At 72.3% G+C, this 26525-nt stretch carries 26 protein-coding genes; 12 read left to right on the forward strand and 14 right to left on the reverse strand.

Annotated features, from left to right (window positions below):
• Positions 1 to 42: 42 nt before the first annotated feature.
• A complete protein-coding gene (locus IE244_RS05875; protein ID WP_191871567.1) occupies positions 43 to 1602 on the reverse strand; it encodes a DUF3152 domain-containing protein in 1560 nt (519 codons plus the stop codon).
• 7 nt (positions 1603 to 1609) lie between these two features.
• On the reverse strand, positions 1610 to 2611 hold the full coding sequence (locus IE244_RS05880) for an alpha/beta fold hydrolase (RefSeq protein WP_191871568.1): 1002 nt from the start codon (positions 2609 to 2611) through the stop codon (positions 1610 to 1612).
• 267 nt (positions 2612 to 2878) lie between these two features.
• Here IE244_RS05880 and IE244_RS05885 point away from each other — a divergent pair, with 267 nt between their 5' ends.
• The 4 genes from IE244_RS05885 (at position 2879) to IE244_RS05900 (ending at position 4700) form a co-directional block, all read left to right on the forward strand.
• A complete protein-coding gene (locus IE244_RS05885) occupies positions 2879 to 3103 on the forward strand; it encodes an Rv3202a family protein (RefSeq protein WP_191871569.1) in 225 nt (74 codons plus the stop codon).
• Positions 3104 to 3260: 157 nt separating this feature from the next.
• Positions 3261 to 3902 (forward strand): TetR/AcrR family transcriptional regulator, encoded by a 642-nt coding sequence (locus tag IE244_RS05890; protein WP_031163494.1) that lies wholly within the window; start codon positions 3261 to 3263, stop codon positions 3900 to 3902.
• Positions 3903 to 4036: 134 nt separating this feature from the next.
• Positions 4037 to 4264, forward strand: a complete 228-nt coding sequence (locus IE244_RS05895) for a DUF3107 domain-containing protein (protein WP_191871570.1) — start codon at positions 4037 to 4039, stop codon at positions 4262 to 4264.
• Positions 4265 to 4433: 169 nt separating this feature from the next.
• Positions 4434 to 4700, forward strand: a complete 267-nt coding sequence (locus tag IE244_RS05900) for a hypothetical protein (RefSeq protein WP_191871571.1) — start codon at positions 4434 to 4436, stop codon at positions 4698 to 4700.
• Positions 4701 to 4818: 118 nt separating this feature from the next.
• Here the strand turns inward: IE244_RS05900 and IE244_RS05905 are convergent, their stop codons facing one another.
• A complete protein-coding gene (locus IE244_RS05905; RefSeq protein WP_191871572.1) occupies positions 4819 to 5565 on the reverse strand; it encodes a ferritin-like fold-containing protein in 747 nt (248 codons plus the stop codon).
• Between the two features lie 499 nt (positions 5566 to 6064).
• Here IE244_RS05905 and IE244_RS05910 point away from each other — a divergent pair, with 499 nt between their 5' ends.
• Entirely contained in the window at positions 6065 to 8815 is a 2751-nt protein-coding gene (locus tag IE244_RS05910; RefSeq protein WP_229854006.1) for a DEAD/DEAH box helicase, read from the forward strand.
• A gap of 142 nt (positions 8816 to 8957) precedes the next feature.
• Positions 8958 to 9839, forward strand: coding sequence for an alpha/beta fold hydrolase (locus IE244_RS05915; protein ID WP_191871574.1), 882 nt, complete (start codon positions 8958 to 8960; stop codon positions 9837 to 9839).
• Here IE244_RS05915 and IE244_RS05920 read toward each other — a convergent pair.
• Positions 9836 to 10741 carry an NYN domain-containing protein gene (locus IE244_RS05920; protein WP_191872085.1) on the reverse strand — a complete coding sequence of 302 codons (906 nt, stop codon included), beginning with the start codon at positions 10739 to 10741 and terminating at the stop codon, positions 9836 to 9838. The two genes, IE244_RS05915 and IE244_RS05920, sit on opposite strands and share 4 nt — an antisense overlap.
• A gap of 186 nt (positions 10742 to 10927) precedes the next feature.
• On the opposite strand from IE244_RS05920, the gene IE244_RS05925 reads away from it, so the two are divergent.
• Positions 10928 to 11080, forward strand: coding sequence for a DUF8834 family protein (locus IE244_RS05925; RefSeq protein ID WP_191871575.1), 153 nt, complete (start codon positions 10928 to 10930; stop codon positions 11078 to 11080).
• 55 nt (positions 11081 to 11135) lie between these two features.
• On the opposite strand, the gene IE244_RS05930 is transcribed toward IE244_RS05925, so the two are convergent.
• From IE244_RS05930 to IE244_RS05945, 4 genes are all read right to left on the reverse strand, one after another.
• Positions 11136 to 11741 (reverse strand): MarC family protein, encoded by a 606-nt coding sequence (locus IE244_RS05930; RefSeq protein ID WP_191871576.1) that lies wholly within the window; start codon positions 11739 to 11741, stop codon positions 11136 to 11138.
• Positions 11742 to 11811: 70 nt separating this feature from the next.
• Entirely contained in the window at positions 11812 to 12669 is an 858-nt protein-coding gene (locus tag IE244_RS05935; protein ID WP_191871577.1) for a PHP domain-containing protein, read from the reverse strand.
• Positions 12670 to 12879: 210 nt separating this feature from the next.
• The gene (locus tag IE244_RS05940; RefSeq protein WP_191871578.1) at positions 12880 to 13521 is read right to left on the reverse strand and encodes a DUF6758 family protein; all 642 of its coding nucleotides are present in this window, start codon (positions 13519 to 13521) and stop codon (positions 12880 to 12882) included.
• Between the two features lie 239 nt (positions 13522 to 13760).
• Positions 13761 to 14345, reverse strand: coding sequence for a suppressor of fused domain protein (locus IE244_RS05945; RefSeq protein WP_191871579.1), 585 nt, complete (start codon positions 14343 to 14345; stop codon positions 13761 to 13763).
• A 462-nt stretch (positions 14346 to 14807) separates the two neighbouring features.
• Here IE244_RS05945 and IE244_RS05950 point away from each other — a divergent pair, with 462 nt between their 5' ends.
• Both IE244_RS05950 and IE244_RS05955 read left to right on the forward strand, forming a co-directional pair.
• A complete protein-coding gene (locus IE244_RS05950) occupies positions 14808 to 15938 on the forward strand; it encodes a magnesium and cobalt transport protein CorA (RefSeq protein ID WP_191871580.1) in 1131 nt (376 codons plus the stop codon).
• Between the two features lie 23 nt (positions 15939 to 15961).
• Complete coding sequence (locus tag IE244_RS05955) at positions 15962 to 16483, forward strand: hypothetical protein (protein WP_191871581.1); 522 nt, start codon at positions 15962 to 15964, stop codon at positions 16481 to 16483.
• A 96-nt stretch (positions 16484 to 16579) separates the two neighbouring features.
• Here IE244_RS05955 and IE244_RS05960 read toward each other — a convergent pair whose 3' ends face one another.
• Positions 16580 to 17329, reverse strand: coding sequence for a hypothetical protein (locus tag IE244_RS05960; protein WP_191871582.1), 750 nt, complete (start codon positions 17327 to 17329; stop codon positions 16580 to 16582).
• 226 nt (positions 17330 to 17555) lie between these two features.
• Between IE244_RS05960 and IE244_RS05965 the strand changes: the two genes are divergently transcribed.
• Genes IE244_RS05965 through IE244_RS05975 form a run of 3 tightly spaced genes read left to right on the forward strand, consistent with a single transcriptional unit; the run spans position 17556 to position 20626 of the window.
• Positions 17556 to 18845 carry a magnesium transporter MgtE N-terminal domain-containing protein gene (locus IE244_RS05965; RefSeq protein WP_031163526.1) on the forward strand — a complete coding sequence of 430 codons (1290 nt, stop codon included), beginning with the start codon at positions 17556 to 17558 and terminating at the stop codon, positions 18843 to 18845.
• Positions 18835 to 19449, forward strand: coding sequence for a DUF1003 domain-containing protein (locus tag IE244_RS05970; protein ID WP_191871583.1), 615 nt, complete (start codon positions 18835 to 18837; stop codon positions 19447 to 19449). The genes IE244_RS05965 and IE244_RS05970 overlap by 11 nt, the downstream gene beginning before the upstream one ends.
• Positions 19450 to 19492: 43 nt before the next feature.
• A complete protein-coding gene (locus IE244_RS05975; protein WP_191871584.1) occupies positions 19493 to 20626 on the forward strand; it encodes an Mrp/NBP35 family ATP-binding protein in 1134 nt (377 codons plus the stop codon).
• 87 nt (positions 20627 to 20713) lie between these two features.
• Here IE244_RS05975 and IE244_RS05980 read toward each other — a convergent pair whose 3' ends face one another.
• The 5 genes from IE244_RS05980 to sigE all read right to left on the reverse strand — a co-directional run bounded on the left by IE244_RS05980 (position 20714) and on the right by sigE (position 26390).
• Positions 20714 to 21379 carry a hypothetical protein gene (locus tag IE244_RS05980; protein ID WP_191871585.1) on the reverse strand — a complete coding sequence of 222 codons (666 nt, stop codon included), beginning with the start codon at positions 21377 to 21379 and terminating at the stop codon, positions 20714 to 20716.
• Between the two features lie 256 nt (positions 21380 to 21635).
• The gene (locus tag IE244_RS05985; protein ID WP_191871586.1) at positions 21636 to 22091 is read right to left on the reverse strand and encodes a sec-independent translocase; all 456 of its coding nucleotides are present in this window, start codon (positions 22089 to 22091) and stop codon (positions 21636 to 21638) included.
• A gap of 104 nt (positions 22092 to 22195) precedes the next feature.
• Complete coding sequence (locus IE244_RS05990; RefSeq protein WP_444545075.1) at positions 22196 to 23845, reverse strand: S1C family serine protease; 1650 nt, start codon at positions 23843 to 23845, stop codon at positions 22196 to 22198.
• An 803-nt stretch (positions 23846 to 24648) separates the two neighbouring features.
• A complete protein-coding gene (locus tag IE244_RS05995) occupies positions 24649 to 25683 on the reverse strand; it encodes a zf-HC2 domain-containing protein (RefSeq protein WP_191871587.1) in 1035 nt (344 codons plus the stop codon).
• A complete protein-coding gene (gene sigE / locus IE244_RS06000) occupies positions 25680 to 26390 on the reverse strand; it encodes an RNA polymerase sigma factor SigE (protein WP_191871588.1) in 711 nt (236 codons plus the stop codon). The genes IE244_RS05995 and sigE overlap by 4 nt, the downstream gene beginning before the upstream one ends.
• Positions 26391 to 26525: the final 135 nt, after the last annotated feature.

Raw genomic sequence — 26525 nt, forward strand, 5'->3', positions numbered from 1 at the left:
ACGACCTTACGACTCATGTCAATCTGACATGAGCGGCGCCCGTCAACTCCTGGGATAGGGCCAGGGGTTGGGAAGACAGTGGATTCCGTCGTGGTCCAGGAACTTGGTCTGCTGCTGCATGACGGGGGCGAGTTCGCCGTTCTTCTGGCACGTCACATGGCCGTGGCCGAGCCGGTGACCGACCTCGTGGTTGATCAACATCTGCCGGTAGGCGTAGATTTTGTCCCCATACGTCTTGCTTCCCTGGGCCCACCTGTACGCATTGATCATCACGCGTTCGGTGGCGGCCGAGTCACAGGAGACGTTGTCCTCCGTGGTGTCCAGCCCGGACTTGGCGCACCACTTGGCGGTCGTACCGGGGCTGGCCAGCGTGATCACGAAGTCGGGCTTGCCGGAGGAGATCCGCTCGAAGGTACGGGCACCGCCGTGGGCCCAACTGCGGTCGTCGTTCAGGGTCTTCTGCACGGCCTCGGCGAACAGCTCGCCGTCCAGCCCGAGCCCCTGCTCCACGTCCACGCGGTAGGTGTACTTCTGCCCCTTGCCGGGCGCCTTGGCGAAACCAGGCACCGCTTCGAACTTCCCCGACGCCTTCAGGGTGGCGCTGAGCGGGTACGTCCGGTCCATCCTCTGCTCGTACGACAGCGTGGCCGTGCCGGGTGAGGCCGACGGGGCCTGCCCGGCGGGGGTGTGCGCGTCACGGGCCTGGTCGGTGGCGGACCGCGACTGCGCCGCGCCACCGTCCCGCGACTCGGTCACCTGTCCGGCGACGACCACCGCGAGCACCGTCGTGACGGCGGCCGCCGCGATGCCGGCCAAGGCCCGGCCGCGCGGCGCTCCCGGGGAGGTGCTTCCGTCACCCTGCGGGTGCGTCGCGGTTGCGGGCGGCCCGCTCGGGGTCCTGCCGCCGCGGCCGTCCGCCTCCGGCGCGTCCGCCGCGTGCTCGTCTGCGGTGCGGGGCTTGCCCACCCGGGGCGCGAAGACATCGGCATCGTCACGGGCGTCGACATCGCCGGCACGCCCGCCGGCGAAGGCGTCGAGGTACTCCTGCCGGGGCCCGCCGGCGCGGCCCGGCCCCGCCGGCCGCTGGCGCGAAGACGCTGTCCCGGCCACCCCCGCGAACTCCCCCCAACCGCCGCCGGCTTCCCGCTGCTCGGGGTGCCCACCCCGCGCGGCGGCACCACCGGGAAAGCGGGGCACACCGCGGCCCGGGGTGCCCTCAGGGAGCCGGGGCACACCGAGGCCCGGGGTGCCGTCAGGAACACGCGGCACACCGCGCACGGGCGTGCCGTCGGGGAAACGCGGCACACCATGGGCCGGGGTGCCGTCAGGAAGGCGCGGGACACCCCGTACGGGCGTGCCGTCGCCGAAGCCCGGGGTTCCGTGGGCCGGTGGTGCCTGACGCCGGCCCGGTGGTGCCTGTCGCTGGCCCGGCAGCACGGGCCGGACCCCGTACGCGCCCTCCTCCTGCGACGCCGGTCCACCCCCCTGCCCGGGAAGGTCCCTGGCGTCGCCGGAGCGGTCGTCCCGCTGTTCCCGGCGCCTGGCGGCTATGTCCGCGGAGTCGTTCTTGGGGACCGGGCCGCGGCGGCTGTGACGTCCCACGCGGGCCTCAGCTCCCCTCGCCCGGGACGGCGGCGTCGGCGCTCCGGGCCGGCTCCCCCGCGTCGGCGAGGAGTTCCCGGAACGCCGTGGCGACCACGTCCGGGTACTCCATCATCGCCACGTGCCCGGCGTCCGGCAGGGACAGCAGACGGGAGTCGCGGAAGGCGCGGGCGGCCCGGGGAGCCATGCGGAAGCCGACCAACTGGTCCCGGCCGCCGTAGATCAGCAGGCTGGGCGCGAGCACGCGCTCGGCCTGGCGCCACAGCCCGTGCTGTCCGCCGAGCGTGTAGGCGTTGACGATCCCGCGCGCGGAACGGGCCATCGCGTCCCAGAAGTACGGCAGCTGCAGCCGCCGCTCCAGCTCCTCCACGGCGTGCTGGAACGCCTCGGGCGACACCCGCCCCGGGTCGCCGTAGCAGAGGCCCAGAACCCCGCGCACCCGCTGCTCGGCGGTCCACCCCTTGGTCAACCGGTTGAACAGGGCGGCGACACCGGGCACCCCGAGCAGGGCGGTCGGCGCCGCGGTGCGCTGGATGCGCAGCTCCGGCAGGGCGGGCGACACGAGGGTGAGCGTACGGACCAGGTCGGGGCGTACGGCGGCCACGCGCGTGGTGACCGCGCCGCCGAGCGAGTTGCCGAACAGGTGGACCGGGCCGCGGCCGGCCGCGTCGAGGTAGCGGATCACCGCGCGCGCGTGCCCGGTGACGGAGTAGTCGCCGTCGTCCGGGGGCGGGGAGTCGCCGAAGCCCGGCAGGTCGACGGCCTCGCTGTGGACGACGCCGTCCAGCTCGGCCATCAGGGCCGACCAGTTCTGCGAGGAGCCGCCGAGGCCGTGGACGTACAGGGCGGGTGGCAGGTCCTCGTGCGCGGGACGGCGGGACCGGATCGACAGGGTCACTCCGGGCAGCGCCACGGACCGCAGCCGTTCGCCCTCTCCGACCCGGACGGGCGCCACCCTCGGAAGCGCACTGCTGGCGGCCGGTACGGACGGCGACTCGGTCGAAGACATGCGGCAATGTTACGAGGTGATCACGCCGGGTTTGGTGTGGTGGCCGTCACAGAATGGTGTGTGGTGGCCGTCACGGAGTGAATGTGGGAGACGGGTGAACCCGAGGGAGCGCGGACGGCGCGAGCGCGCGTCCGCGTCCGGTGAACAGGGGCGACGAAGGGGCGAGACGGCATGGCGTCCGGATCGGCTCTCTCCTAGGCTCGTACACAGGGCACCCGTATGTGGCCCCTGCTTCTTCCAGGGACGTTCGTAGGAAGGGAGCCCACCATGGCCTATGACCCGACCGAGCCCGACATGATCGACGACCTGGAGGCCGAAACGGTCCCCGAGATCGACGTCGAGGCTCCCGAAGTGGACGCCGCCGAGCAGCACGCGGACATCAGGCCGGACCGTGACGACCCCCTGACGGGAGTGGATCCGGACCGGGCGAACGAGGCCGATCTGGTCGAACAGGCGCGCGTGGTCTCACTCGACGAGGACGACTATCGCTGACGTCGGCGTGCCCCTGCGGCCGCACCCGGGACCCGCTGCCGCTTTCGCCGCCGTCCGGTACGTGAAATTCTGCGCTCGCAGCGCGCACACCACGGTTACCGAAAAGTACGATGGCGGCGCGGCCGATACCGCGATATGGACGAATTTGGGAGGCGGCGTGACAGCCATCGAGCAAACTGAGGCGGCCCGCCCACGTGGCACCCGTCTGCCACGCCGAGCCCGACGGAACCAGTTGCTGGGCGCCGCCCAGGAGGTTTTCGTCGCGCAGGGGTACCACGCGGCGGCGATGGACGACATCGCCGAGCGGGCCGGCGTGAGCAAGCCGGTGCTCTACCAGCACTTCCCCGGCAAGCTCGATCTGTACCTCGCCCTGCTGGACCAGCACTGCGAGTCGCTGATCCAGTCCGTGCGCGGCGCCCTGGCGTCGACGACCGACAACAAGCAGCGCGTCCGGGCCACGATGGACGCCTATTTCGCCTACGTCGAGGACGACGGCGGCGCGTTCCGGCTGGTCTTCGAGTCGGACCTGACGAACGAGCCCGCCGTGCGCGAGCGCGTCGACAAGGTCACCAACGACTGTGCCGAGGCGATCTGCGACGTCATCGCCGAGGACACCGGCCTCTCGCGCGCGGAGTCGATGCTGCTCGCCTCCGGCCTCGGCGGACTCGCCCAGGTGGTGGCCCGCTCCTGGCTGCACAGCGACCGCAGTGTGCCCCGCGACCAGGCGGTGCAACTGCTGACCTCGCTGGCCTGGCGGGGCATCGCCGGCTTCCCGCTGCACGGCACCGAACACCACTGACGTCCGTTTGTTCCCATGCGCTGTTCGCTGACGGCGTTCCGGCCCGCAGCGTGTACGTCCCCTCACCGGACTAATGTGTGCGGGGTACGGCGCGGAAGATCGCGCACATCACTGGCCGTCGGAGGGACAAAGCCGTGGAGGTCAAGATCGGCGTGCAGTACGCGCCCCGCGAGATCGTTCTGGAGAGCGGTCAGAGCGTCGAGGAGGTCGAGCGTCTGGTGTCGGACGCGCTGTCCGGCAAGACGCAGCTGCTGAGCCTCCAGGACGAGAAGGGACGTAAGGTCCTGGTGCCGACCGACCGCCTGGCGTACGTGGAGATCGGCGAGCCGACCGTGCGCAAGGTGGGGTTCGGCACGCTGTAGGCCGACGTCGTGCGAAGGGCCCGGCGGCTTGTGCCGCCGGGCCCTTCCACATGGGTCGTGCACACAGTTGGCACACAACTTCTCCACAGCGGAGGATTGCACTCCGCAGGTCACGGGTATGACGGGCTACGACCGTTCAAGGCAGACCGGCCGTGGGAGGGACCCCGACATGATCCTGGAAGCACTAGGCTCCGCCGTGCTCGGTCTGGCCCTCGCCCTGATCGCGGCGTACCGCCTGCCGCACCGGTTGCCGGCCCGGCCCCTGGTCCTGTCGACGGGCGTCGCAGGCGCGCTGTTCGGCGACTTCGTCACCCACACCGCGCTCGGCTCCGCCGCCACCTGGCTGAGCCTCCTGGGCGCAGCGGTCATCTCGGCGGCGTCCCTGTCCCTGCTGCTGCGCCCGGCGGGGAGACTGCGCCGATCAGCGACGGCGTAGCCCCGGCGCCTTCACCGCGGGCGCCAGGGACAGATCCCCGGGGGGTGCGGGGAACTGCGCGACCGGCCCGCACGGACCCGCGGCCGCGCACCTCACCGCAACCACCCCTCGCAGGGCGCTACGCCGCGAGGCCCAGCGCGGCCATCCGCTTCGTGTGCGCCTCGGTGATCCGCGAGAACATCTTCCCGACCTCCGCGAGATCGAAGCCGTCGGCCACCCCGCCGACCAGCATCGTCGACAGCGCGTCCCGGTCGGCGACGACCCGCTGGGACTGCGACAGGGCCTCGCCCATCAGCCGCCGCGCCCACAGCGCCAGCCGGCCGCCCACACGCGGGTCGGCATCGATGGCGGCCCGCACCTTCTCCACCGCGAACCCGGCGTGCCCGGTGTCGTCGAGAACGGCCAGAACCAGCTCGCGGGTGTCGGAGTCGAGACGTGCCGCGACCTCCCGGTAGAAGTCGCTCGCGATCGAGTCGCCGACATAGGCCTTGACCAGGCCCTCCAGCCAGTCCGAGGGCGCGGTCTGCTTGTGGAAGCCGTCCAGGGCCGCGACGAACGGGTCCATCGCGGCCGTCGGCTCCTCGCCGATCTCGGTCAGCCGGTCCCGCAGCCGCTCGAAGTGGTGGAACTCGGCCGAGGCCATCTTCGCCAGCTCCGCCTTGTCCGCGAGGGTCGGAGCCAGTTTCGCGTCCTCCGCGAGCCGCTCGAACGCCGCCAGCTCCCCGTACGCGAGCGCGCCGAGCAGGTCCACGACGGCGGCGCGGTACTGCGGGTCGGCGGAGGCCTGCGTCCAGTCCTGGGCGGCGACACCGGTGGGCGCCGCGGAGTCGTTCTCAGGCTTGTCAGAGCTAGTCATGAGGCGCACAATAGCCCGCTCGCGCGGTCTCGGAAGCGCCTGGCCGATCAGTGTGACGACGACGACGTGACCAAATCGGCCATCGCATGTGCGCGAATCCGGGGTATGGTGGTAATGCGCCTGCCAGAGTGCGTCGACGATGTTCGACGTCTTCGCGACAGGCCGCACGCATGAGGATGCCCGGTCGGTGGCCCGATCGGCTCCGACCCGACAGCCCTCCCTGGCCGTACGTGACAGTACGTACGACGACCGGAGGGACCCCCTCAGCGGTACGAGCGCTAGAGCGTCGGCAGAGGTCCCGTGTCATACGGCTTGCCTTGAGTGGTTCGCCCGTACGGCAGCCGACGTCCCCCCGGCACGGTCGTACATGACCCCCGCGCTCGCCTCGCACCGCGCACACAGAAGAGGCATGACCCTGACTACGACGTTTCGAGAACTCGGAATCCTCCCCGAGACCGCCGAGGCCCTGGAGGCCGTCGGCATCATCACCCCCTTCCCCATCCAGGAGATGACGCTTCCCGTCGCCCTCTCCGGCACGGACGTCATCGGCCAGGCCAAGACCGGCACCGGCAAGACCCTGGGCTTCGGTCTTCCGCTCCTGGAGCGCGTCACCGTCCCCGCCGACGTCGAGGCCGGACGCGCCGCCCCCGAGGCCCTCACCGACGCGCCGCAGGCGCTCGTCGTCGTCCCCACGCGCGAGCTGTGCACCCAGGTCACCAACGACCTGCTGACGGCCGGCAAGGTCCGTAACGTGCGCGTGGTCGCGATCTACGGCGGCCGGGCCTACGAGCCGCAGGTGGAGGCCCTGAAGAAGGGCGTCGACGTGGTCGTCGGCACCCCGGGCCGGCTGCTCGACCTCGCCGGCCAGAAGAAGCTGAACCTGAAGCACGTCAAGTGCCTGGTGCTCGACGAGGCCGACGAGATGCTCGACCTGGGCTTCCTGCCCGACGTCGAGAAGATCATCGACATGCTGCCGGCCAAGCGTCAGACGATGCTGTTCTCGGCGACCATGCCGGGCGCGGTCATCGGCCTCGCGCGCCGCTACATGTCCCGGCCCACGCACATCCGCGCCACCGCGCCGGACGACGAGGGCGCGACGGTCGCGAACATCAAGCAGTTCGTCTACCGCGCGCACAACATGGACAAGCCGGAGATGGTCGCCCGCATCCTGCAGGCCGACGGCCGCGGGCTCGCGATGATCTTCTGCCGCACCAAGCGCACGGCCGCCGACATCGCCGAGCAGCTGCAGCGCCGCGGTTTCGCCTCCGGCGCGGTCCACGGCGACCTCGGGCAGGGCGCCCGCGAGCAGGCGCTGCGCGCCTTCCGCAACGGCAAGGTCGACGTCCTGGTCTGCACCGACGTCGCCGCGCGCGGCATCGACGTCGAGGGCGTGACCCACGTCATCAACTACCAGTCCCCCGAGGACGAGAAGACGTATCTGCACCGGGTAGGCCGTACGGGCCGCGCGGGCGCCAAGGGTACGGCGATCACGTTCGTCGACTGGGACGACATCCCGCGCTGGCAGCTGATCAACAAGGCGCTGGAGCTGGACTTCAACGACCCGGTGGAGACGTACTCGTCCTCCCCGCACCTGTTCTCCGACCTCGGCATCCCCGAAGGCACCAAGGGCACCCTGCCGCGCTCGGAGCGGACCCGTGCGGGTCTGGACGCGGAGGAGCTGGAGGACCTCGGCGAGACCGGCGGGCGTGGCGCGCGCGGCCGTGGCCGTGGTGGCCGGGGTGAGCGTGACAGCCGTCCCGAGTCCGGCACCGCCGAGCGCGAGCGTACGCCCCGTACTCCGCGCCGTCGCCGCCGTACCCGCGGCGGATCCCCCGTCGACGCCGCCACGGCCCCCGCGGCACCGGCCGCCGAGTCCGGCACCGCGGAGTCGGCCGCCGGTGTGGAGGAGTCCCGGGCTCCCCGCACCCTGCGCCGCCGTCGCCGTACGCGCGCCGGTGCCTCGGCGCAGCCGGTGGCGGCCGAGGCCGCCGTCGAGTCGCTGGACACCGCGGAGAGCGCGCCCGCGCCGACCGAGCCGGAGCAGGAGGCCGCGGCCAAGCCGCGCCGCCGCCGCACCCGCAAGCCGGCTTCCGCCGAAGCGGCCACGGCGGTGACCGAGCCGACGGCTCCGGAGAGCGTGGCGACGATCGAGTCCGTGGCCACGGAGGTGGCGGCGAAGCCCGAGCCCGTGGTCGAGAACGGCCCCGCGCAGGAGCCGACGGCCGAGACCGCCGAGGCCGCCGAGACCAAGCCTCGCCGCCGCACGCGCAGGACGGCCGCCGTCGCCGAGGACGCTGAGGTCGCTGAGACCGTCGAGGTCGCTGAGACCGTCGAGGCCAAGCCGCGCCGCACCCGCAAGACCGCCGCCGCCGCGGAAGCGGCCGTGGAGACGGCGGAGGGCACGGAGGCCAAGCCCCGTCGCACGCGGAAGACCGCCGCGACGGCGCCGGAAGCCCCCGAGGCCGAGGCCGTCGAGGCCAAGCCGCGCCGCACCCGCAAGACGGCAGCCGCCGCCGAGGTCGCTGAGACCGTCGAGGCCAAGCCCCGTCGGACCCGGAAGACGGCAGCCGCCGCCGAGACGACCGCGGACACCGCCGAGGCCGTCGAGGTCGCTGAGACCGTCGAGGCCAAGCCGCGCCGCACCCGCAAGACCGCCGCCGCCGCCGAAGCCGCCGCCGACACCGCCGAAGGCACGGAAGCCAAGCCCCGCCGCCGCACCCGTAAGGCAGCGGAGCCGGCCGCCGAGGTCGAGGCCCCCGCGGAGGAGGCCGCCCCGGCGGCCAAGCCGCGCCGGACCCGCAAGACGGCGGCCGCCGCCGAAACCGCCGTGGAGACGGCGGAGGGCACGGAGGCCAAGCCCCGTCGCACGCGGAAGACGGCAGCCGCCGCCGAGGCCGCGGCGGACACGGCTGAGGGCACGGAGACCAAGCCGCGCCGCACGCGGAAGACCGCCGCGGCCGCGCCGGAGACGGCCGAGGCCGCCGAGGCCAAGCCGCGCCGCACCCGCAAGACGGCAGCCGCCGCCGAAACCGCCGTGGAGACGGCGGAGGGCACGGAGGCCAAGCCGCGCCGCACGCGGAAGACGGCAGCCGCCGCCGAGACGACCGCGGACAACGCCGAGGCGGTCGAGGCCAAGCCGCGCCGCACGCGCAAGGCCGTCACCGCGGAGATCCCGGCGCAGGCCACCGCGGAGCCGGAGACCAAGCCGCGTCGCCGGGCCCGCAAGGCCACGGCGGCCGTCGAGGCCGCCGAAAGCTGATCCGGCGCACCGTCGCCGACGGCCCGGTCCACTTCGGTGGGCCGGGCCGTCGCGTTCGCGCTCCCGGCCCCGCCCGTGCCGGCGCTCCCCGAACCCGTGCCCGCCCCCTCGTGCCCGGGCGGGGGCCCGATAGCCTCTCCCCATGAGCAGGCCCGCCACCTTCGTCCCGCCGCCCGGCGCCCGTGCGTACCTTCTGCGCACCGCGCGGGGTGAGTTCGCCGTCGTCGACGCTCCCGTGGGCGACGGGGTCGAGCCGCGGGGGGTCGTGCTGTTGGTGCCGGGGTTCACCGGGAGCAAGGAGGACTTCAACCCGCTGCACGTGCCGCTCGCGGAGCGCGGGTACCGGACCGTCGCCGTCGACGGGCGCGGCCAGTACGAGTCGGACGGTCCCGCGAGCGACCAGTCCGCCTACGCGCAGGAGGAGTTGGCGCGGGACGTGCTGGCCCAGGCCGAGGCACTCGGGCAGCCGGTGCATCTGCTGGGGCACTCCCTCGGCGGGCAGATCTCGCGCGCGGCCGTGCTGCTCGAGCACGCCCCGTTCCGGTCGCTCACCCTCATGGCGTCCGGGCCCGCGCAGATCTCGGAGTCCCAGCAGCAGCGCGTGAAGCTGTTGCGGGACGCGCTCGCCGCGCTGACGATGGCGCAGGTGTGGGAGGCGATCCAGGCGATGGAGACGCCCGAGGAGACCGAGACGCCCGCGCTGGACGACGGCCTGGACGACCGGGACGACCTGCGGCGCCGCTGGCTGGGCACGAAGCCCGCCCAACTCCTCGCCACCGGCGGCCAGTTGTGCACGGAGCCGGACCGCGTCGCGGAACTGGCCGCCGTACCGCTGCCGTTCCACGTCCTGTCCGGTTCACGGGACGACACCTGGCCGCTGCCCCTGCTGGACGAGATGGCGGTACGGCTGGGCGCACGGCGGACGGTGATCGAGGACGCCGAGCACTCCCCCAACACCGACCAGCCCCTGGCCACGGCCCGCGCCCTCGCCGACTTCTGGGACGCCGCGGGCGGACAGGGTTAGTACTGCGCCTGCAGATGGTCCCAGAAGCCGTCCCTGAGGGCGCGGCGCAGGTCCGCCTGGCCGCGCAGGGAGTACTGGAGCAGGCCCTCGGCCTCGACGAGCAGGTCCTGGTCGACGGAGCCGGGGAGATAGGGGTGGCCGGGGAGCAGCTCGACCAGGGCCTCACGGCCCCGGGAGGCCAGCCACTTGGCCGCGATCTGGGCGCCCACGAAACGGACGTCCTCGCGGGTGGGACGGTTGCCGGACGTGGCCTCGTAGGCGGCGGCCGTACGGCGGGAGACGTACGGCTTGAAGAACTCCAGGTCGAGGGTGCGCTGACTGTCGCCCTCCCAGAGCAGCGGCTCGGCCTGGTTGCGGCCCTCGGGGGCCTCGATGCCCCACAGGTGGACGCGGGCGCCGTACCCCTGCGCCGCCTCGACCGCCGAGACCAGGTCCTCGTCGCCACCGAGGAGCACGGCGTCGCTGATGGCGCGGTGCCGGGCGAGGGACTCCAGATCCGTGCGGATCAGTGAGTCCACGCCCTTCTGCTGGTTGTTGGCGTTGAGGTTGCCCAGGCGCACCTTGACGTCGGGCAGTTCGGCGATGGCCTGCTGCTCGGCGGTGTGGATGCGGCGGCGGGCGCCGTCGTACCAGTAGACGCGCAGCAGGCGGCTGTCCGCGAAGACGGAGCGGGCGCGGTCGATGAGGGCCTCGATCAGGCCCTCGGCGTCGAGGTCGAAGGCCCGGCGGTCCTCGGTGCCCGCGACCAGCCGGCCGGCGGCCGCGTACAGGTACCCCGCGTCGACGAAGATCGCGTGGGTGGAGGGCGTCTTCGCCACCTCGGCGAGCATGCGGGTCAGCAGCTCGTTCGTGCGGTCGATGCGGGCGCCCAGGGCCGCCAGGTCGTCGTTCATCGCCTCCATTGTCCCGGTGGTCACGCTGCGAACACAAACGGACGCTTACCGGTCAGTAATTAGCCGTTCGAAAAATTTCTTTAGCGTAGGGAATGTTCGTAACATGGAGCATGTTGACTACGTACGACACCGGCTGCACAGCCGGTGCACCGAGTAGTTCTCCTCAGGAGGATGACCAGACGAAGGGAGAAGCCCATGCGCTTCGAAATCATGCGACTCGACGAGGTCGACGGCACCACCGTGGACAGCACCGTCGTGGACGCCGCCTCCGTCAACCGGATCGTTCAGCAGGCCGCCGCCATCGGACAGCGCCTGTGGATCCGCCCGGCCGGGACCAACGCCTCGTAACGCTCACGCGCTGCGCGCCACTCAAGCTTTCCGGGGGAGCCGAGCCGACGAGGGCTCAGCTCCCCCGGATCACCTGAGTGATCCCGTTGATGATCTGCTGCACGGCGATCGCGGAGAGCATCATGCCCGCGAGCCGCGTCACCAGCACCACGCCGCCGTCCTTGATGACCCGGATGATCAGCAGCGAGTAGCGCATCACCACCCACAGCACGACGTGGATCGCGAGGATCGCGGACCACACCGAGAGCTGCGTGGCCACGCTGTCGGCCTTCTGCACGGCCAGGATCACGGAGACGATCGCACCGGGGCCCGCCAGCAGCGGCATGCCGAGCGGTACGAGCGCCACGTTCACGTCCTTGGTCTGCTTCGGCTCGTCGGTCTTGCCGGTGAGCAGGTCCAGCGCGATCAGCAGGAGCAGCAGACCGCCCGCGATCATCAGCGCGGGGACGGAGACGTGCAGGTAGTTGAGGATCTGATGGCCCAGGACGCCGAACGTGGCGATGACCCCGCCCGCGACGCACACCGCCTGGAAGGCCATGCGCTTCTGCACCTTGGCCGGGCGGCCGGCGGTGAGGGCGAGGAAGATCGGGGTGATCCCGGGGGGATCCATGATGACGAAGAGGGTCAGGAACAGGGAGCCGAAGACGGCGATGTCGAACATGGTGGTGCGTCAGGCCTTGCGGAGAGAAGTGATTCGGGCGTCGAGTCGATGAGCCGGGCCGGTGCCGGCCTCAGACTCCGCCGGTGCCCGGGACCGGGAACGCGCCCGTGGCGCGCCGCGTGATCTCCCCGTACACCTCGGGGTCGGTCGTGTACGCGCCCAGCGACACGGTCTTGCGGCTGCCGTGGTAGTCGGAGGAGCCGGTGACCAGCAGGTCCAGGTCCTTCGCCAGACCCCGCAGCCGTTCGCGCGCCTCGGCGTCGTGGTCCATGTGGTCGACCTCGATGCCGTCCAGGCCGGCCTCGGCGAGCTCCGCGATGCGCGACTCCGGGACGGTGCGCCCCCGCTTGGCGGCGGCCGGGTGTGCGAACACACAGACCCCGCCCGCGCCCTTGACCAGCCGGATCGCCTCGAAGGGGTCGGTCTCGTGCTTCTCCACGAAGGCCCGGCCGCCGTCGGCCAGCCACTCCTCGGTGAACGCGTCGCTCACCGTCGGTACGACGCCCAGTTCGACCAGCGCGGTCGCGACATGCGGGCGCCCCACGGAACCGCCGGCCGCGATCCGCTCGACCTGCTCCCAGGTGACCGGCACGCCCAGCGCGGCCAGCTTGGCGACCATGGCCTTGGCCCGCGGCACCCGGTCGTCCCGCACCAGCTCGCGCTCGGCGAGCAGGGCGGGCTCCGCGGGGTCGAAGAGGTAGGCCAGCATGTGCATGGAGATGCCGTCGACACGGCAGGACAGCTCGGCGCCGGTGACCAGGGTGAGCCCCTCGGGCAGCGCGGCGACCGCCTCGGCGTACCCGCGGGTGGTGTCGTGGTCGGTCAGCGCGACGACGTCCAGCCCGGCGGCGGCGGCGTTGCGCACCAGCCCGGCCGGGGTGTCCGTACCGTCGGAGGCCGTGGAGTGACAGTGCAGATCGATACGCACGGTGACTCCAGACGGGGGACGCTACGGAAGGGGACACCTAAGGATAGCGGTGTTTTGAAGCCCGCCTGTCACACCCGAACCCCTGGAGCACCCCCTACTGAACCCACCAAGCGGGTGAGGCCGTATCGATATGCGGTCCGCCGCGTGGGCGCGAGTAACCACGCCGAACCCGCAGCCGCCACCAGGCAGCACCCGGCACCCCAGCGGGCGCTACGGCCGAAGCAAGCGCGGCGACAACGCCCCGAAGGGCACCAGATCCAGCTCCGCCCCCGCGTCCCGCAGATCCGTCAGCACCAGCTCGTCGTACATGAGCAGGCCGGACTGCTCGGGCCACATCACCGCCCACAGCCACATCCCGAGGGCCTCCCCGGCGAAGACGGCGCGGTCGTCGGGGGTGCGGTAGACGTGCCAGAGCGGGGTCGGGCGGCCGGCGGCCAGGACCTTGGCCTCGGGCGGCTTCTCGATGTTCATGTACGACCCCGGGTCCGGGCCGTCGATGCCCGCGTACCGCGCGCCGAGGCCGACGCCGAGTTCCTCGGCGACCAGGATCAGCTCGCCGGGGCCGCCGAGCGGGCCGGGTCCGGAGCAGGCCACGGCGGTCGCGCGGCCGCCACTGCGGTCGTCGCCGGCGTAGGCCGCGCCCGTGAAGAGCCAGCCGACCGGCAGCGGCCAGGGCATCCACAGCGGGACGTGCGTACGGTGCACCACGGCCCCGAGGGCTTCGACGCTGGGCGGGATCACGGGCTGCAGCGGATACACCGTGCCGTGCACATCGCACTGCCACGCATCGGCGAAGAGACCGGGAGCCCTGACCCGGCCACCACACCGCGGGCAACTGGGTTCGCCCCTCATAGGGCTCCACGGTCCTACCCCTGCCCGCCCACGTCAAGGACGATCACCCGTCCGGACGGAACACACCACCCGGCGAAGTGCGTGCACTTCACATTTATTAGCCGGGCTAAGTCACCCGGAGACGAACCTCGGGTGAGCCCGCGGGTCGACGCGATCCGCCGGCGACGCAGGACGGGGCCGGTGCCCTTCGCCAACTGGCGCCCGCTCCCCGGACCTTGGTGAGCTTGCTCACGTACGGGTCAGTCCAGCGGGACGGCCCCGCGGGCCGGGTCGCGCAGGTCCGTGCCGTTCGCGAGCCAGCGCTCCTGGAGGGCCTGGGCGCCGTGCACGCGCTTCCAGGCGGCCTCGTTCGGAGTCATCGGCAGCAGCGGCAGGAACCGTACGGGCTCCATCGGCTCGTCCAGCTCCAGGTCCTCCACCAGGCCGCCGGGCTCACCCACCAGGACCGAGGTGAAGGGGGCGCCGGGCCACAGCGGGCCGCCGACGTCCAGGGAGGCGCCCGGGGTCACGATCAGGCCTTCCACCTGCGGAGTCGCGGCCAGCACGGCGAGCGGACGCAGCACCTTGTCGGTGTCCGCGAGGCCCGCGCGGACGGAGAGGACGAGCTCGGCGCGGGCACCCTTGACCGGGTCGGCGAGCATCGCGGTGGGGTCGTTCATGGGGTGCGCGGACATACCGAGGGTGGCGTACCGCAGGACGTCCCCCTCCTGGAACCGGAGCACCTCGATGCGGTCCGCGCCGAGGAAGGTGACGGCGGCGCGCGCGTCCGGTGCGCCCAGCGCGGTGGTCAACCGTGCCTCGACCAGAGGAAGAACATCAACCATGCGGTGAGCATAGAACTCGTCAGCAGCGGGCAAAGCGGCGCCTTGACACATCGGGCTGCTGCTACGCTGAGCCGGTGGTTCGGGACAGCACGCAAAGCGTCGCCATCAAGTCCCGGCGCCGCTGAGACTCCCTTACGAGGGACCGGCCGGAGGAGGTGGGGCTGTCATGGATCGAAGTCGACCGTGCAGTACCACTCGCTCTTCCGCCCGCTGATCCAATCACTGGCTGGTTTCTGGCTGTCCGAGGCCTTCCCGTGCGTGTCCGCCCTCCGGAAGAGCACTTCGTTTTGCTTTGCCTGATCTGAAATCAGTTCTGCATCAGTAGCGAAGTCGCCACCGCGACGGTGCGGTGCTCCCCGCTTTGTGGACGTGCCAAACATTCCGCAGTCAGGACGTCCCCATTCCGGGTAGTTCCACCCGTCGCCGGCGGTCTTTCGTCGCCTGTAGCGAAGGAGCCTGCCCATGTCGATGATCCGCGACCTGCGCGCCGTGGTCCGTCCGTCCCGTGTCTCGCTGCGCAAGACCACGAGCACGTCGAGCACGTCGTACGACACCACCCGCGACCCCGCCACGCCCTCGGCGGTCGTGGACTGCGCCGTGTACCGCGACGGCGCCCGTGTCGCGAGCGAGAAGCCGCTCACCCCGCACGAGGCGATGCGGCTGGTACGGCGCGACGGCGGTTTCGTCTGGATCGGGCTGCACGAGCCGACCGAGGCCGAATTCGCGGGTATCGCGAGCGAGTTCGGGCTGCACCCGCTGGCCGTCGAGGACGCGGTGCAGGCTCACCAGCGGCCCAAGCTGGAGCGGTACGACGACTCGCTCTTCACCGTCTTCAAGACCATCCACTACGTCGAGCACGACCGGCTCACCGCCAACAGCGAGGTCGTCGAGACGGGGGAGGTCATGTGCTTCACCGGACGGGACTTCTTCATCACCGTCCGGCACGGCGGCCAGGGCTCGCTCAGGGCACTGCGCCACCGGCTGCAGGACGACCCGGAGCTGCTCGCCAAGGGCCCCTCGGCGGTGCTGCACGCGATCGCCGACCATGTCGTGGACGGCTACATCGCGGTCGCCGACGCGGTGCAGGACGACATCGACGAGGTGGAGACCGAGGTGTTCTCGCCGGGCCGCAAGGGCGGGGTGTCCCGGGGTGTGGACTCGGCGCGGATCTACCAACTCAAGCGTGAGGTACTGGAGTTCAAGCGGGCGGTGGCTCCCCTGCTGCGCCCGATGCAGCTGCTGAGCGAGCGGCCGATGCGGCTGGTCGACCCGGACATCCAGAAGTACTTCCGGGACGTCGCCGACCACCTCGCCCGGGTCCAGGAGCAGGTGCTGGGCTTCGACGAGCTCCTCAACTCCATCCTCCAGGCCAACCTCGCACAGGCGTCCGTCGCGCAGAACGAGGACATGCGCAAGATCACCGCCTGGGCGGCGATCATCGCCGTGCCGACGATGGTGTGCGGTGTGTACGGCATGAACTTCAAGTACATGCCGGAGCTGCACTGGAGGTACGGCTACCCGGTGATCATGGGCATCACGGTCGTGATCTGTCTGGGCATCCACCGCACGCTGAAGCGCAACGGCTGGCTGTGACCGGCGCTGGATAGGGTGGGCGCATGACAAGCGAGCTGCTCGACCGGGCCCTCATCGAGGAGGCCGCGAAGAAGTCCGGCCTCATCTGGGTCAGGGGCGCAGGTGGCCCCGCGCGTGCGCTGTGGCACGTGTGGCACGAGGGCGCGGTGTGCCTGGTCGGCGACGGGCCCGGTGAGCAGCCGCTGGAGGGGCTGGTCGACGGGGGCCCCGCCGAGGTGACCGTGCGCAGCAAGGACAAGGGCGGCCGGCTGGTGACGTTCCCGGCGACCGTGACCGAGCTGGCGCCCGGATCCGCCGAGTGGGAGGCGACGGTCGCCGAGCTGAAGGGCAAGCGGCTGAACGCCCCGGACGGCGAGGAGATGCCGGCCCGCTGGTCCCGCGAGTGCCGGGTGCTGCGCCTGGCTCCGGCGGGGTCCGTGGCGCCGCTGCCCGCCGGCAGCCTGGCCGAGGCTCCGGTGCCGACTCCGGCGACGACTCGGATGCCGATTCCGGCGGCCCTGCCGAGGTTGCTCGCGAAGCGGCGGAAGAAGGAGCGGCGGGGCTGAGGAGGCTTCGGCGCCGCAGGTCACGTCCGTGAGGGCTGAGCGCCGTCGCGGCGGACGAGGACGGCCTGTGCCGTTCGGCACCGGGGCTTTCGACGGCTAGGACGTCGGCAGCTGCTGCCCGTAGTCCACCGTCTCGCCCTGCGCGGGCTCGGTCACGGCGAAGTCCTTGCCCCAGTCGGAGAAGCTGAGCGTCCCCGCCCCGCCGGCGCGGACCAGGCGCAGGGGGTAGGGCGTGCCCTCCAGGCAGACGTCGAGGCTGCCGCCGGAGCCCTTGTCGCCGGTGATGCGGATGGTGCGGGTACCCGCGTCGTCGTGGTGGCCGTCCGTCGCCAGCGTGCCGTGCAGTGTCAGCAGCCCGTCGAGGAGGACGTCCTTGTCCGTGAAGCCGCTGAACTTCTTGTACGCGGGGTCCGTCTGCGGCACCTTCACGTACTTGCCGTTCAGCTTGCCGGCCGTGCCGTCACCGCCGGCCTTGCCTCCGGCCTGGTTCCAGAAGTCCGCGTCGGCCTTCAGATACAGCTGTGCGCCGACCCGCAGCAGCTTGAAGGTCGCCCCCTGTGAGGTCACCGACCCGGTGCCACCGTCGGCCTTGAGCCGCATGTCCAGCTGGTACGTCCGGCCGCTGGTGACCACGGTCCCGGACAGCCGCACCGCCGGGGCGCCCTGGGCGGCCGCCCGTGTCTTGGCCTCGATGCGGTCGGCGGGCAGTTTGCCCACGCCGTTCGTCCCCGCGTCCGGGTCGCCGCCTCCGCACCCGGTCAGCAGCGCCGTCCCCGTCACGGCGAGTACGCAGAACGCGGGGACCCGGGCGGCCCGGCGGGTACGGCCCTGGGGAATCGCAGTCACAGGTGGGGTCGCCTTTCTGACGGTTCCTGAACGGCGTACGGCAGCGTACCGGTGCCCCGGGCGCCTGGCGGAGCCAGTCCGTCCGGACCCCCCACCGGGGCGTATCCGACCGGTACGGGCTAGCCTGAAGCGCACCCGAGCGGGCAAATCCGAGCAATTCACAAAGAAAGCGGAACACCCGAGCAAAGGGCGATTCCCAGGCCACGTCAGCAGAGGAAGCACAGCCATGGCAGCCGGCGCCCCCCGGATCTTCGTGTCGCACCTCGCCGGGGTCCCCGTCTTCGACCCGAGCGGCGACCAGGTGGGCCGCGTACGCGATCTGGTCGTGATGCTGCGCGTGGGCCGCAGGCCCCCGCGGCTGCTCGGGCTGGTCGTCGAACTGACCACCCGGCGCCGTATCTTCCTGCCCATGACCCGGATCACCGGCGTCGAGTCCGGGCAGGTCATCACCACCGGCGTGATGAACGTCCGGCGCTTCGAGCAGCGGCCCACCGAGCGGCTGGTCTTCGGCGAGCTGCTGGACCGCCGGGTGACGCTGGCGGAGACCGGCGAGCAGGTCACCGTCCTCGACGTGTCCGTGCAGCAGCTGCCCGCCCGCCGCGACTGGGAGGTCGACCGCGTCTTCGTCCGCAAGGGGAGGAAGGGCGGCGCGTTCCGGCGGGCCAAGGGCGAGACGCTGACCGTGGAGTGGTCCGCCGTCACCGGGTTCTCGCTGGAGGAGCACGGGCAGGGCGCCGAGAGTCTGCTCGCCACCTTCGAGCAGCTGCGCCCCGCCGACCTCGCCAACGTCCTGCACCACCTCTCCCCCAAGCGGCGCGCCGAGGTCGCCGCCGCGCTCGACGACGACCGCCTGGCCGACGTGCTCGAAGAGCTCCCCGAGGACGACCAGATCGAGATCCTCGGCAAGCTGAAGGAGGAGCGCGCGGCGGACGTCCTGGAGGCCATGGACCCCGACGACGCGGCCGACCTGCTCTCCGAGCTGCCCGAGGAGGACAAGGAGCGGCTGCTGAGCCTGATGCAGCCGTCCGACGCGGCCGACATGCGCCGCCTGATGTCGTACGAGGAGCACACGGCCGGCGGTCTGATGACCACCGAGCCGATCGTGCTGCGCCCGGACGCCACGGTCGCCGACGCGCTCGCCCGGGTCCGCAACCCCGACCTGTCCCCCGCCCTCGCCGCCCAGGTCTACGTCTGCCGGCCGCCCGACGAGACCCCGACCGGCAAGTACCTGGGCACGGTGCACTTCCAGCGGCTGCTGCGCGACCCCCCGTACACCCTGGTCAGCTCGCTCCTCGACGAGGACCTGCAGACCCTGGCCCCGGACGCCGCGCTGCCCGTCATCGCCGGGTTCTTCGCCACGTACGACATGGTGGCGGCGCCCGTGGTGGACGAGTCGGGATCGCTGCTGGGAGCGGTGACCGTGGACGACGTACTGGACCACATGCTGCCCGAGGACTGGCGGGAGACCGAGTTCCACCTGGACGAGGGAGAGGGGGCGGCCGCACATGGCTCCTGAGCGTGAGAGCACCCGTGACCGCAACACCCCGGCGGGCGCCACGGCCGCCGGCCGGCCCCGTACGCCCCGGCTGGACCAGCCGCGCCCGCCCAGGCGCCGGATCCTGCCCGAGTGGGACCCGGAGGCCTTCGGGCGGCTGTCGGAGAAGATCGCCCGCTTCCTGGGCACGGGACGCTTCATCGTCTGGATGACGGTCGTCATCATCGCGTGGGTGGTGTGGAACATCGCCGCACCCCACCATCTGCGCTTCGACCAGTACCCGTTCATCTTCCTGACCCTGATGCTGTCCCTGCAGGCCTCCTACGCGGCCCCGCTGATCCTGCTCGCGCAGAACAGACAGGACGACCGCGACCGGGTCAACCTGGAGCAGGACCGCAAGCAGAACGAGCGGTCCATCGCCGACACCGAGTACCTGACCCGGGAGATCGCCGCGCTGCGCATGGGCCTGGGCGAGGTGGCCACCCGCGACTGGATCCGCTCGGAACTCCAGGACGTGGTCAAGGAGCTGGAGGAGCGCCGCCGTCACGACGGGCACCCCGGCCATGTCGTATTCCCGGCAGAACGGGCAGAACGCCCCCCGGGACGTGACACAGACGACCGCTGAGGGGCATCCCTCCGGCCCCTCGGGGCGCCGTACCATCGTCCTTATGGCTACGGAAGACGCGGTGCGCGAGGCACTGGCGACGGTGAACGACCCCGAGATCAACCGCCCCATCACCGAGCTGGGGATGGTCAAATCGGTGGAGATCGGGGATGACGGCGCGGTCGCCGTCACCGTGTACCTGACGGTCTCCGGCTGCCCCATGCGCGACACCATCACCCAGCGCGTCACCGAAGCGGTCGCGCGGGTCGAGGGCGTCACCCGTGTCGACGTCACGCTCGACGTCATGAGCGACGAGCAGCGCAAGGAGCTGGCGACGGCCCTGCGCGGCGGCCAGACCGAGCGCGAGGTCCCCTTCGCCAAGCCCGGCAACCTCACCCGCGTCTACGCGGTCGCCTCCGGCAAGGGCGGCGTCGGCAAGTCCTCGGTGACGGTGAACCTCGCCGCGGCGATGGCGGCCGACGGCCTCAAGGTCGGCGTGGTCGACGCCGACATCTACGGCCACAGCGTGCCGCGCATGCTGGGCGCGGACGGCCGTCCCACCCAGGTCGAGAACATGATCATGCCGCCGTCGGCGAACGGCGTGAAGGTCATCTCCATCGGCATGTTCACCCCGGGCAACGCCCCCGTCGTCTGGCGCGGCCCCATGCTGCACCGCGCCCTGCAGCAGTTCCTGGCGGACGTCTACTGGGGCGACCTGGACGTCCTCCTGCTGGACCTTCCGCCCGGCACCGGCGACATCGCCATCTCGATCGCCCAGCTGATCCCGAACGCCGAGATCCTGGTCGTGACGACCCCGCAGCAGGCGGCGGCGGAGGTGGCCGAGCGCGCCGGCTCCATCGCGGTCCAGACCCACCAGAAGATCGTCGGTGTGGTCGAGAACATGTCCGGCCTGCCCTGCCCGCACTGCGGCGAGATGGTCGACGTCTTCGGCGCGGGCGGCGGCCAGACGGTCGCCGACGGCCTGACGCGGACGACGGGCACGACCGTCCCGGTCCTCGGCTCCATCCCGATCGACGTCCGCCTCCGCGAGGGCGGCGACGAGGGCAAGCCGGTGGTCCTGAGCGACCCGGACTCCCCGGCGGGCTCGGCCCTGCGCGCGATCGCGGGGAAGCTGGGCGGCAGGCAGCGGGGCCTGTCGGGCCTGTCCCTGGGGATCACACCCAAGAACAAGTTCTGAGCACGTCCCGGCGGACGCGGGGGCCCGTTCGGGGAACGTGAGCGGACCCCGCGGCGAAAGGGGCGCCGGGCAGCCGGCGCCCCACCCTCACGCGTAGGCGGAAACGTCCTTCACCACGGCGAACCCGAGACCGTACGCGCTCATGCCGCGCCCGTACGCCCCCAGATGCACCCCCGCCTCCGTCGTGCCGGCCAGGACCCATCCGAACTCCGACTCCCGGTAGTAGAACGAGGCGGCCACCCCGTCCACCGGCAGAGAGAGCCTGGTCCACTCCGGCCCTTCGAGATCGTCGGCCAGGGCCCACGCGGTCTCCGTCTGCTGGTCCAGCCAGTCGTCCCGCAGGGTGTGGTCCATCTGTCCGGGCCAGGTGAAGGACAGCAGTCCCACCCCGGCCAGCCACGCGGCCGAGGAGACCGAGGTGGCCTCCAGCAGCCCCGTACCGTCGGCGCTCCGGCGCGACGGCTGCGCGGCGACCGTGATGACCACCGCGAACTTCTCCCGCGGCTCACCGGAGGAGACCGCCTCGCTGCGTACGGAGGGCTCGTCACCGTGCCCGATCGAACCGTGCTCGACGGCGCCGTCCGCCCCTATACCGACCTGCATCAGCCAGCGCGGTCCGGTGAACGCCTCGTCGAGGCCGTACCACGGGAAGGGCGCCTGCAGGTAACCGTCGACCGTACGCCGGCCGGAGGGGAGCTGTTGCTCACCCTCCGCGTCCGGCGGCTGCGCGCCCACCCGACTCGTCGTCTCCATCTGCCCGGACGCCTCCTCGCTCTCGTCGGACCGGGGTGACCCGCCCCCCTTCGGGCGTACGCGTCCGGTCCGCACAACAACTCGGCAGCATATCCACACCGGTGAGAATCGCAGGGCAGGCGCTGGAGGCGTGGGGCGCACGAACGCCCTGTTCAGGCCGTGTGCGACGGGTGCGTGCTATGACACGCGTCACGTGCGCGGGATGCGCCCCCGTGCGCGTGTCGGCGTAGCTCCGCTTCCGCGGCCGTCGCCGCGGCTATGTGGCGTCCGCGTCGAAGGGAGGCCGCTCGTCCTGGCCGGGCTCCTCGGGCTTCTTGGTCATGTCGATACGCCCACCGGACGACGAGGGCGCGGAGGACGAGGACGCGGTGGAGGAGGAGGCCTCGGCGTCCCGGCCGTTGACGGCGTCCGTGACCTCGGCCATCTCCTTCTTCAGGTCGAACCCGTTACGGATCTCCTTCAGCCCCAGATCGTCGTTGTCCAGCTGCTTGCGGATGAACGTCTTGGGGTTGAGGTCCTCGAACTCGAAGTCCTTGAACTCCGGACCCAGTTCGCTGCGGATGTCCTGCTTGGCGCTCTCCGAGAACTCGCGGATCTTCCGGATCGTGCGCGTCACGTCCTGGATGACCTTCGGGAGCTTGTCCGGACCGAAGACGAGCACAGCGAGCACGATGATCGTCACCAGCTCCAGTGGCCCTATGTCATTGAACACCTGACGCTCCTTGCGATGTCCTCGGTCGCTCAACGGTACCCGGCGTTCCTGTCCGACCGGTACCGTCCCGAGGTGAGACTTCTGTCAGTTCTGTTCCGCGGCTGTCAGTTCTGATCCGCGGCGCCCAGGCTGAGCGGGACCTGCCGGTCGGTACCGTCACGCCGGACCGTCAGCCGCAACCGGTCACCGGGCCGGTGGGCGCGGATCTTGACGATCAGCTCCTCGGCCGTGTGCACGCGCTCTCCGTCCACCTCGGTGATGACGTCGCCCGGCTTGAGTCCGGCCCGCTCACCGGGGCCGCCCCGGGTCACGGCGGGTCCGCCGCCCGCGCTCTTGCCGTCGATCCGGGCCCCGTCGCCGGTGTACGCCATGTCGAGGGTGACGCCGATCACGGGATGGGTCGCGTGACCGTCGTTGATCAGTTCCTCGGCGACGCGCTTGGCCTGGTTCACGGGGATGGCGAAGCCGAGACCGATGGAGCCGGCCTGGCCGCCGTCCGTTTCGGAGCCGCCGTCGGCGGAACGGATGGCGGAGTTGATGCCGATCACCTGGGCCCGGGAGTCGAGCAGGGGGCCGCCGGAGTTGCCCGGGTTGATGGGCGCGTCGGTCTGCAGCGCGTCGACGTAGCTGACGTCGCTCCCGTCGCCCTTCTCCCCGCCCGCCGTGATGGGCCGCTCCTTGGCGCTGATGATGCCGGAGGTGACGGTGTTGGCGAGGTCGAAGGGGGCGCCGATGGCGACGACGGGATCGCCTACGCGCACATCGTCGGAGTTGCCGAGGGGCAGCGGGATGAGCCCGTGCACGCCGTGGACCTGGACGACGGCGAGGTCGTAACCGCTGTCGCGGCCGACGACCTTGGCCTTGACGGTGTCGCCGCTGCTGAAGGTCACGGATATCGCGCCGCCCGATCCGGCGGGCGCCACGACGTGGTTGTTGGTGAGGATGTGGCCCTGGGCGTCGAGCACGAAGCCGGTGCCGGTGTCCGCCTGGTCGGTCCCCGTGACGTGCAGGGTGACGACGCTGGGCAGCGCCCGGGCGGCTATCGCGGCCACGCTGCCCGGCGGCCGCCCGGCGGGCACGCTTCCGGCCTGCGGCAGACGCACGTCACCGCCGCCCAGGCCCTGGCGTTCGACGTAGGCGCCGACGACACCGCCGACGCCGGCGGAGACCACCGCGACCATGAGGGTCCACACCAGCGCGAGCCGCTTCGCCCGCCGTTTGCGCTGCGCGTCCGTCGGCACACCGGCCCCGGTCTGCTGCAGTCCCCCGTGCACGACCCCCTGCTCCCGCGGGGACCCGCCGGCCCAGGGGTCATAACGCCCACCCACGCCCCCCGCCCCACCGTCCGAAACCGGAGAGGCCAACGGGGCGGACGCGCCGGCGGCAGGGGCACCGGCCCCGTGGGCGCCCGGTGCGGGCGTGCGAGCGCCGGGGGCGGGGGCGCCGGCGGCAGAAGTGCCGGGCGCGGGCATGGGAGCGCCGGGGGCGGGGGCGCCATCGCTAGGAGCGCCGGGGGCGGGGGCGCCGGGGACCGGGATGGACGCGCCGGGCGCGAGGGCACCGGCGGCAGAGGAGCCGGGCGCGGGCATCGGTGCGCCGGGGGCGAGGGTGCCAGCGGCAGGGGCGCCGCCGGGTGCGGGGGCGGCGACGGCATGGGTGCTGGGCGCGGGCGTGCCGGGGACCGGCATCGGGGCATGGGGCGCGGAGACGCCAGCGGCAGGAACGCTGGGCGCGGGCGTGCCCGGTACCGGGATCGGGATTCCGGGCGCGGAGACGCCAGCGGCAGGGGCGCCGGGCACGGCGGTGCCGGGGACCGGCATATGAGCGCCGAGGGCGGATGCGCCGGGGGCCGGGGTGGAGGCGGTCGGGGCGGGTGTCCGTGCCGGGGGTACGGGTGTCCCCTGGGGCGGTGTGGCCGCCGGGTGCTGTACGGGCGGTGCGGGTGCCCAGGGGCCAGGCTCGCCGTAGGGCGGGGTGCCGTAGGGGTCGGGGTCGTGCAACGGCTTCGGCCGCTCGGTGGGAGCCGCCCAGGCGGAATTCCCCTGCTCGGGCGCCTCACCCGCCGGCGTGCCGCCGTCCGCCTCGGCCTCCTTCGCCGGGCCCGGCACCGGCTTGGCCAGCTCGAAGTCCCCGTCGGCCACGGCGGCCTCGGCCTCATCCGACCCGGCCTGCTCCGTCCCGGTGCCCACCGCCCCGACCGGACGCGCCAGGGCGAAGTCACCCGAGTCTCCGTCGAACGAACCGGAATCCGCCGGCCCGACGCCGCCGGGCGCCTCGCCGCGCTGGGCGTCCACCGACGCGGCCGGACGTGCCGAAGCGGACTCGCCCGTCGGCTCGGTGCCGGACGGCTCGTTGTCGGCCGGGGTCATCCCCGCCGCTCCCTCCGGTCCGTCCTCCGGCGGGACACGGTTCCCCTCGTTCATGCTCTCCCCACGGCTGGCCGTGGCCGCGCGCTTCGGCGGCGGCCACGGAACGTCGACCACGCCCCCGGGACATCGCCGCGGGAACGGTGCTCACAGGATTCAACCAGGTTCGCGGGGCGTGGCGAAGTGACCGGTCAGGGCGTCTCGCGGGGGGTGGAGGGGGACGGTGAGGGAGCGGAGGCGGCGTCGGGGACGGGGGCGGACAGCAGGCCGGAGGCGGACACTCCGGGGATCCTGGACCAGGCGGTGAGCGGGTAGACCACGGTGTCGTCGAGCGGACGTATCAGCGGGGAGACGGCGGCCGCACCGGCCGTCACCGGCGTGGTCAGGCCCCGTATCGCGTCGACCTGGGTCTGGCCGGTGCCGGAGGCCGGCAGTCCGGGCACGAGTGGCGCGGACATCGTGGTGGGGGCCGCCGGCGTCGGTCCGAACTGCGCGCCGCCCCGGGCGAGCAGTGGTCCCGCCGCGCGACGGCGCTGGTTGTCGGGCGTGGCGGCGCCGGTGCCGGCCGAGCGGGCCGGGAGCACATTGCTGCCGGTGCCGGAGCCGCCGCGGGCGTCCGCGGTGGTGTCACCGGGGATGGCGGTGGTCATGCCGCCGAGGGCGACCGCGGCCAGGGAGACCGCGCCGGCGGCGGCGACCGCGAACCGCAGGCCGCGCGAGGCGGAGCGGCCGTCGTCCGGGCGGCCGACGGGATGGATGCGGAAGCCGCGCTCCTCGGGTGCCGGAACGGGGTGATGCGAGCCCGCGGGGGCGGGGCCGTGCGGGCGGGCGGGGACGTATCCGAACGCGAAGCGCTCGCCGCGCCTCGCTCCGAAGACGCCGAGGACACCGGTGGGTCCGCCGCTCTCGTCGGCGGGGCCGCGTCCGAAGGAGCCGCCCCCGGGCGGCGACATGCCGTCGCCGTCCAGGTCACCTCCCCCGGGAAGGCCCTGGAGGCGGGCCAGGAGGCTCGCCGAGGGAGGCGGCGGGGCTGCCTCCGCGAACACGTTCTTCAGCGCGCGCTGGGCGTCCGCCTCCGCCTTGCACCGGGCACAGGTGGCCAGGTGCGCGAGGACCCGCTCACGCGTCTCATGACCGAGCTCTCCGTCCACCAGGGCGGAGAGACGGTCTCCCAGGTGCTGCTCTGCGAGGTGCCCCTCCGCAGGTTTCGGCCGTGATCCACTCACGCGGTCGCGCCCCCTCCTCCCAGAGCGGGGACACGGGCCAGGAAGGTGCGCCGCTCGGCCGCGCGGGCCTCCGGGGACCGGTGCGCCAGGGCCTTGCGGAGCTGGGAACGGCCACGGTGGATACGGGAGCGGACGGTGCCGAGCTTCACGCCGAGGGTGGCGGCGATCTCCTCGTACGACAGTCCCTCGATGTCGCACAGGACGACGGCGGCACGGAACTCGGGCGCGAGGGTGTCGAGGGCCTGCTGGACGTCGGCGTCGAAGTGGGCGTCGTTGAGGAGCTGCTGCGGGGTGGGCTCGCGGCTGGCCAGACGCTCGGCGGCGTCGTCGCCGAGGGCGTCGAAGCGGATGCGCTGCTTGCGCCGGACCATGTCCAGGAAGAGGTTGGTGGTGATGCGGTGCAGCCAGCCCTCGAAGGTGCCGGGCGAGTACGTCGACAGGGAGCGGAAGACACGGACGAAGACCTCCTGGGTGAGGTCCTCGGCGTCGTGCTGATTGCCCGTCAGGCGGTAGGCCAGTCGGTAGACCCGGCCGCTGTGGGTGCTGACGATCTCCTCCCACGTGGGCGGAGTCCACGCCTGCCCGTCCGCGTCGGTGGAGAAGCTCGCGGTCTGGGCCTCGCCTGCGGCGAGACCGGCGTGGTGGTCAGCAGCGGTGTCGGTCACGGATTTCGGCCTGCCCGCCGACCCGAGGAAGCGCCGCAGCACTCCGCCCCGGTCCCCGGGCGCAGCCGCACCTCCCCTGTCGGCTCTGGTGGTGTCCAGTGGAGCCCCTACCATAGCCACCTCGCCCGTTAGCTCCGGATAAGCGGTTTTACGAGAATTTGATACTCGCTGATACGG

This window comes from Streptomyces filipinensis, assembly GCF_014649495.1.
Classification (GTDB): domain Bacteria; phylum Actinomycetota; class Actinomycetes; order Streptomycetales; family Streptomycetaceae; genus Streptomyces; species Streptomyces filipinensis.

Bases quoted from the DNA above. Each gene is read 5' to 3' on its own strand.
- IE244_RS05900 (WP_191871571.1), top strand. From the start codon at position 4,434: ATGATCCTGGAAGCACTAGGCTCCGCCGTGCTCGGTCTGGCCCTCGCC.
- IE244_RS05885 (WP_191871569.1), top strand. From the start codon at position 2,879: ATGGCCTATGACCCGACCGAGCCCGACATGATCGACGACCTGGAGGCC.
- IE244_RS05930 (WP_191871576.1), bottom strand. From the start codon at position 11,741: ATGTTCGACATCGCCGTCTTCGGCTCCCTGTTCCTGACCCTCTTCGTC.
- IE244_RS05925 (WP_191871575.1), top strand. From the start codon at position 10,928: ATGCGCTTCGAAATCATGCGACTCGACGAGGTCGACGGCACCACCGTG.
- IE244_RS05980 (WP_191871585.1), bottom strand. From the start codon at position 21,379: ATGGAGACGACGAGTCGGGTGGGCGCGCAGCCGCCGGACGCGGAGGGT.
- IE244_RS05880 (WP_191871568.1), bottom strand. From the start codon at position 2,611: ATGTCTTCGACCGAGTCGCCGTCCGTACCGGCCGCCAGCAGTGCGCTT.
- IE244_RS05950 (WP_191871580.1), top strand. From the start codon at position 14,808: ATGTCGATGATCCGCGACCTGCGCGCCGTGGTCCGTCCGTCCCGTGTC.
- IE244_RS05945 (WP_191871579.1), bottom strand. From the start codon at position 14,345: ATGGTTGATGTTCTTCCTCTGGTCGAGGCACGGTTGACCACCGCGCTG.
- IE244_RS05940 (WP_191871578.1), bottom strand. From the start codon at position 13,521: ATGAGGGGCGAACCCAGTTGCCCGCGGTGTGGTGGCCGGGTCAGGGCT.
- IE244_RS05955 (WP_191871581.1), top strand. From the start codon at position 15,962: ATGACAAGCGAGCTGCTCGACCGGGCCCTCATCGAGGAGGCCGCGAAG.
- IE244_RS05910 (WP_229854006.1), top strand. From the start codon at position 6,065: ATGACGCTTCCCGTCGCCCTCTCCGGCACGGACGTCATCGGCCAGGCC.
- IE244_RS05970 (WP_191871583.1), top strand. From the start codon at position 18,835: ATGGCTCCTGAGCGTGAGAGCACCCGTGACCGCAACACCCCGGCGGGC.
- IE244_RS05915 (WP_191871574.1), top strand. From the start codon at position 8,958: ATGAGCAGGCCCGCCACCTTCGTCCCGCCGCCCGGCGCCCGTGCGTAC.
- IE244_RS05965 (WP_031163526.1), top strand. From the start codon at position 17,556: ATGGCAGCCGGCGCCCCCCGGATCTTCGTGTCGCACCTCGCCGGGGTC.
- IE244_RS05975 (WP_191871584.1), top strand. From the start codon at position 19,493: ATGGCTACGGAAGACGCGGTGCGCGAGGCACTGGCGACGGTGAACGAC.
- IE244_RS05920 (WP_191872085.1), bottom strand. From the start codon at position 10,741: ATGGAGGCGATGAACGACGACCTGGCGGCCCTGGGCGCCCGCATCGAC.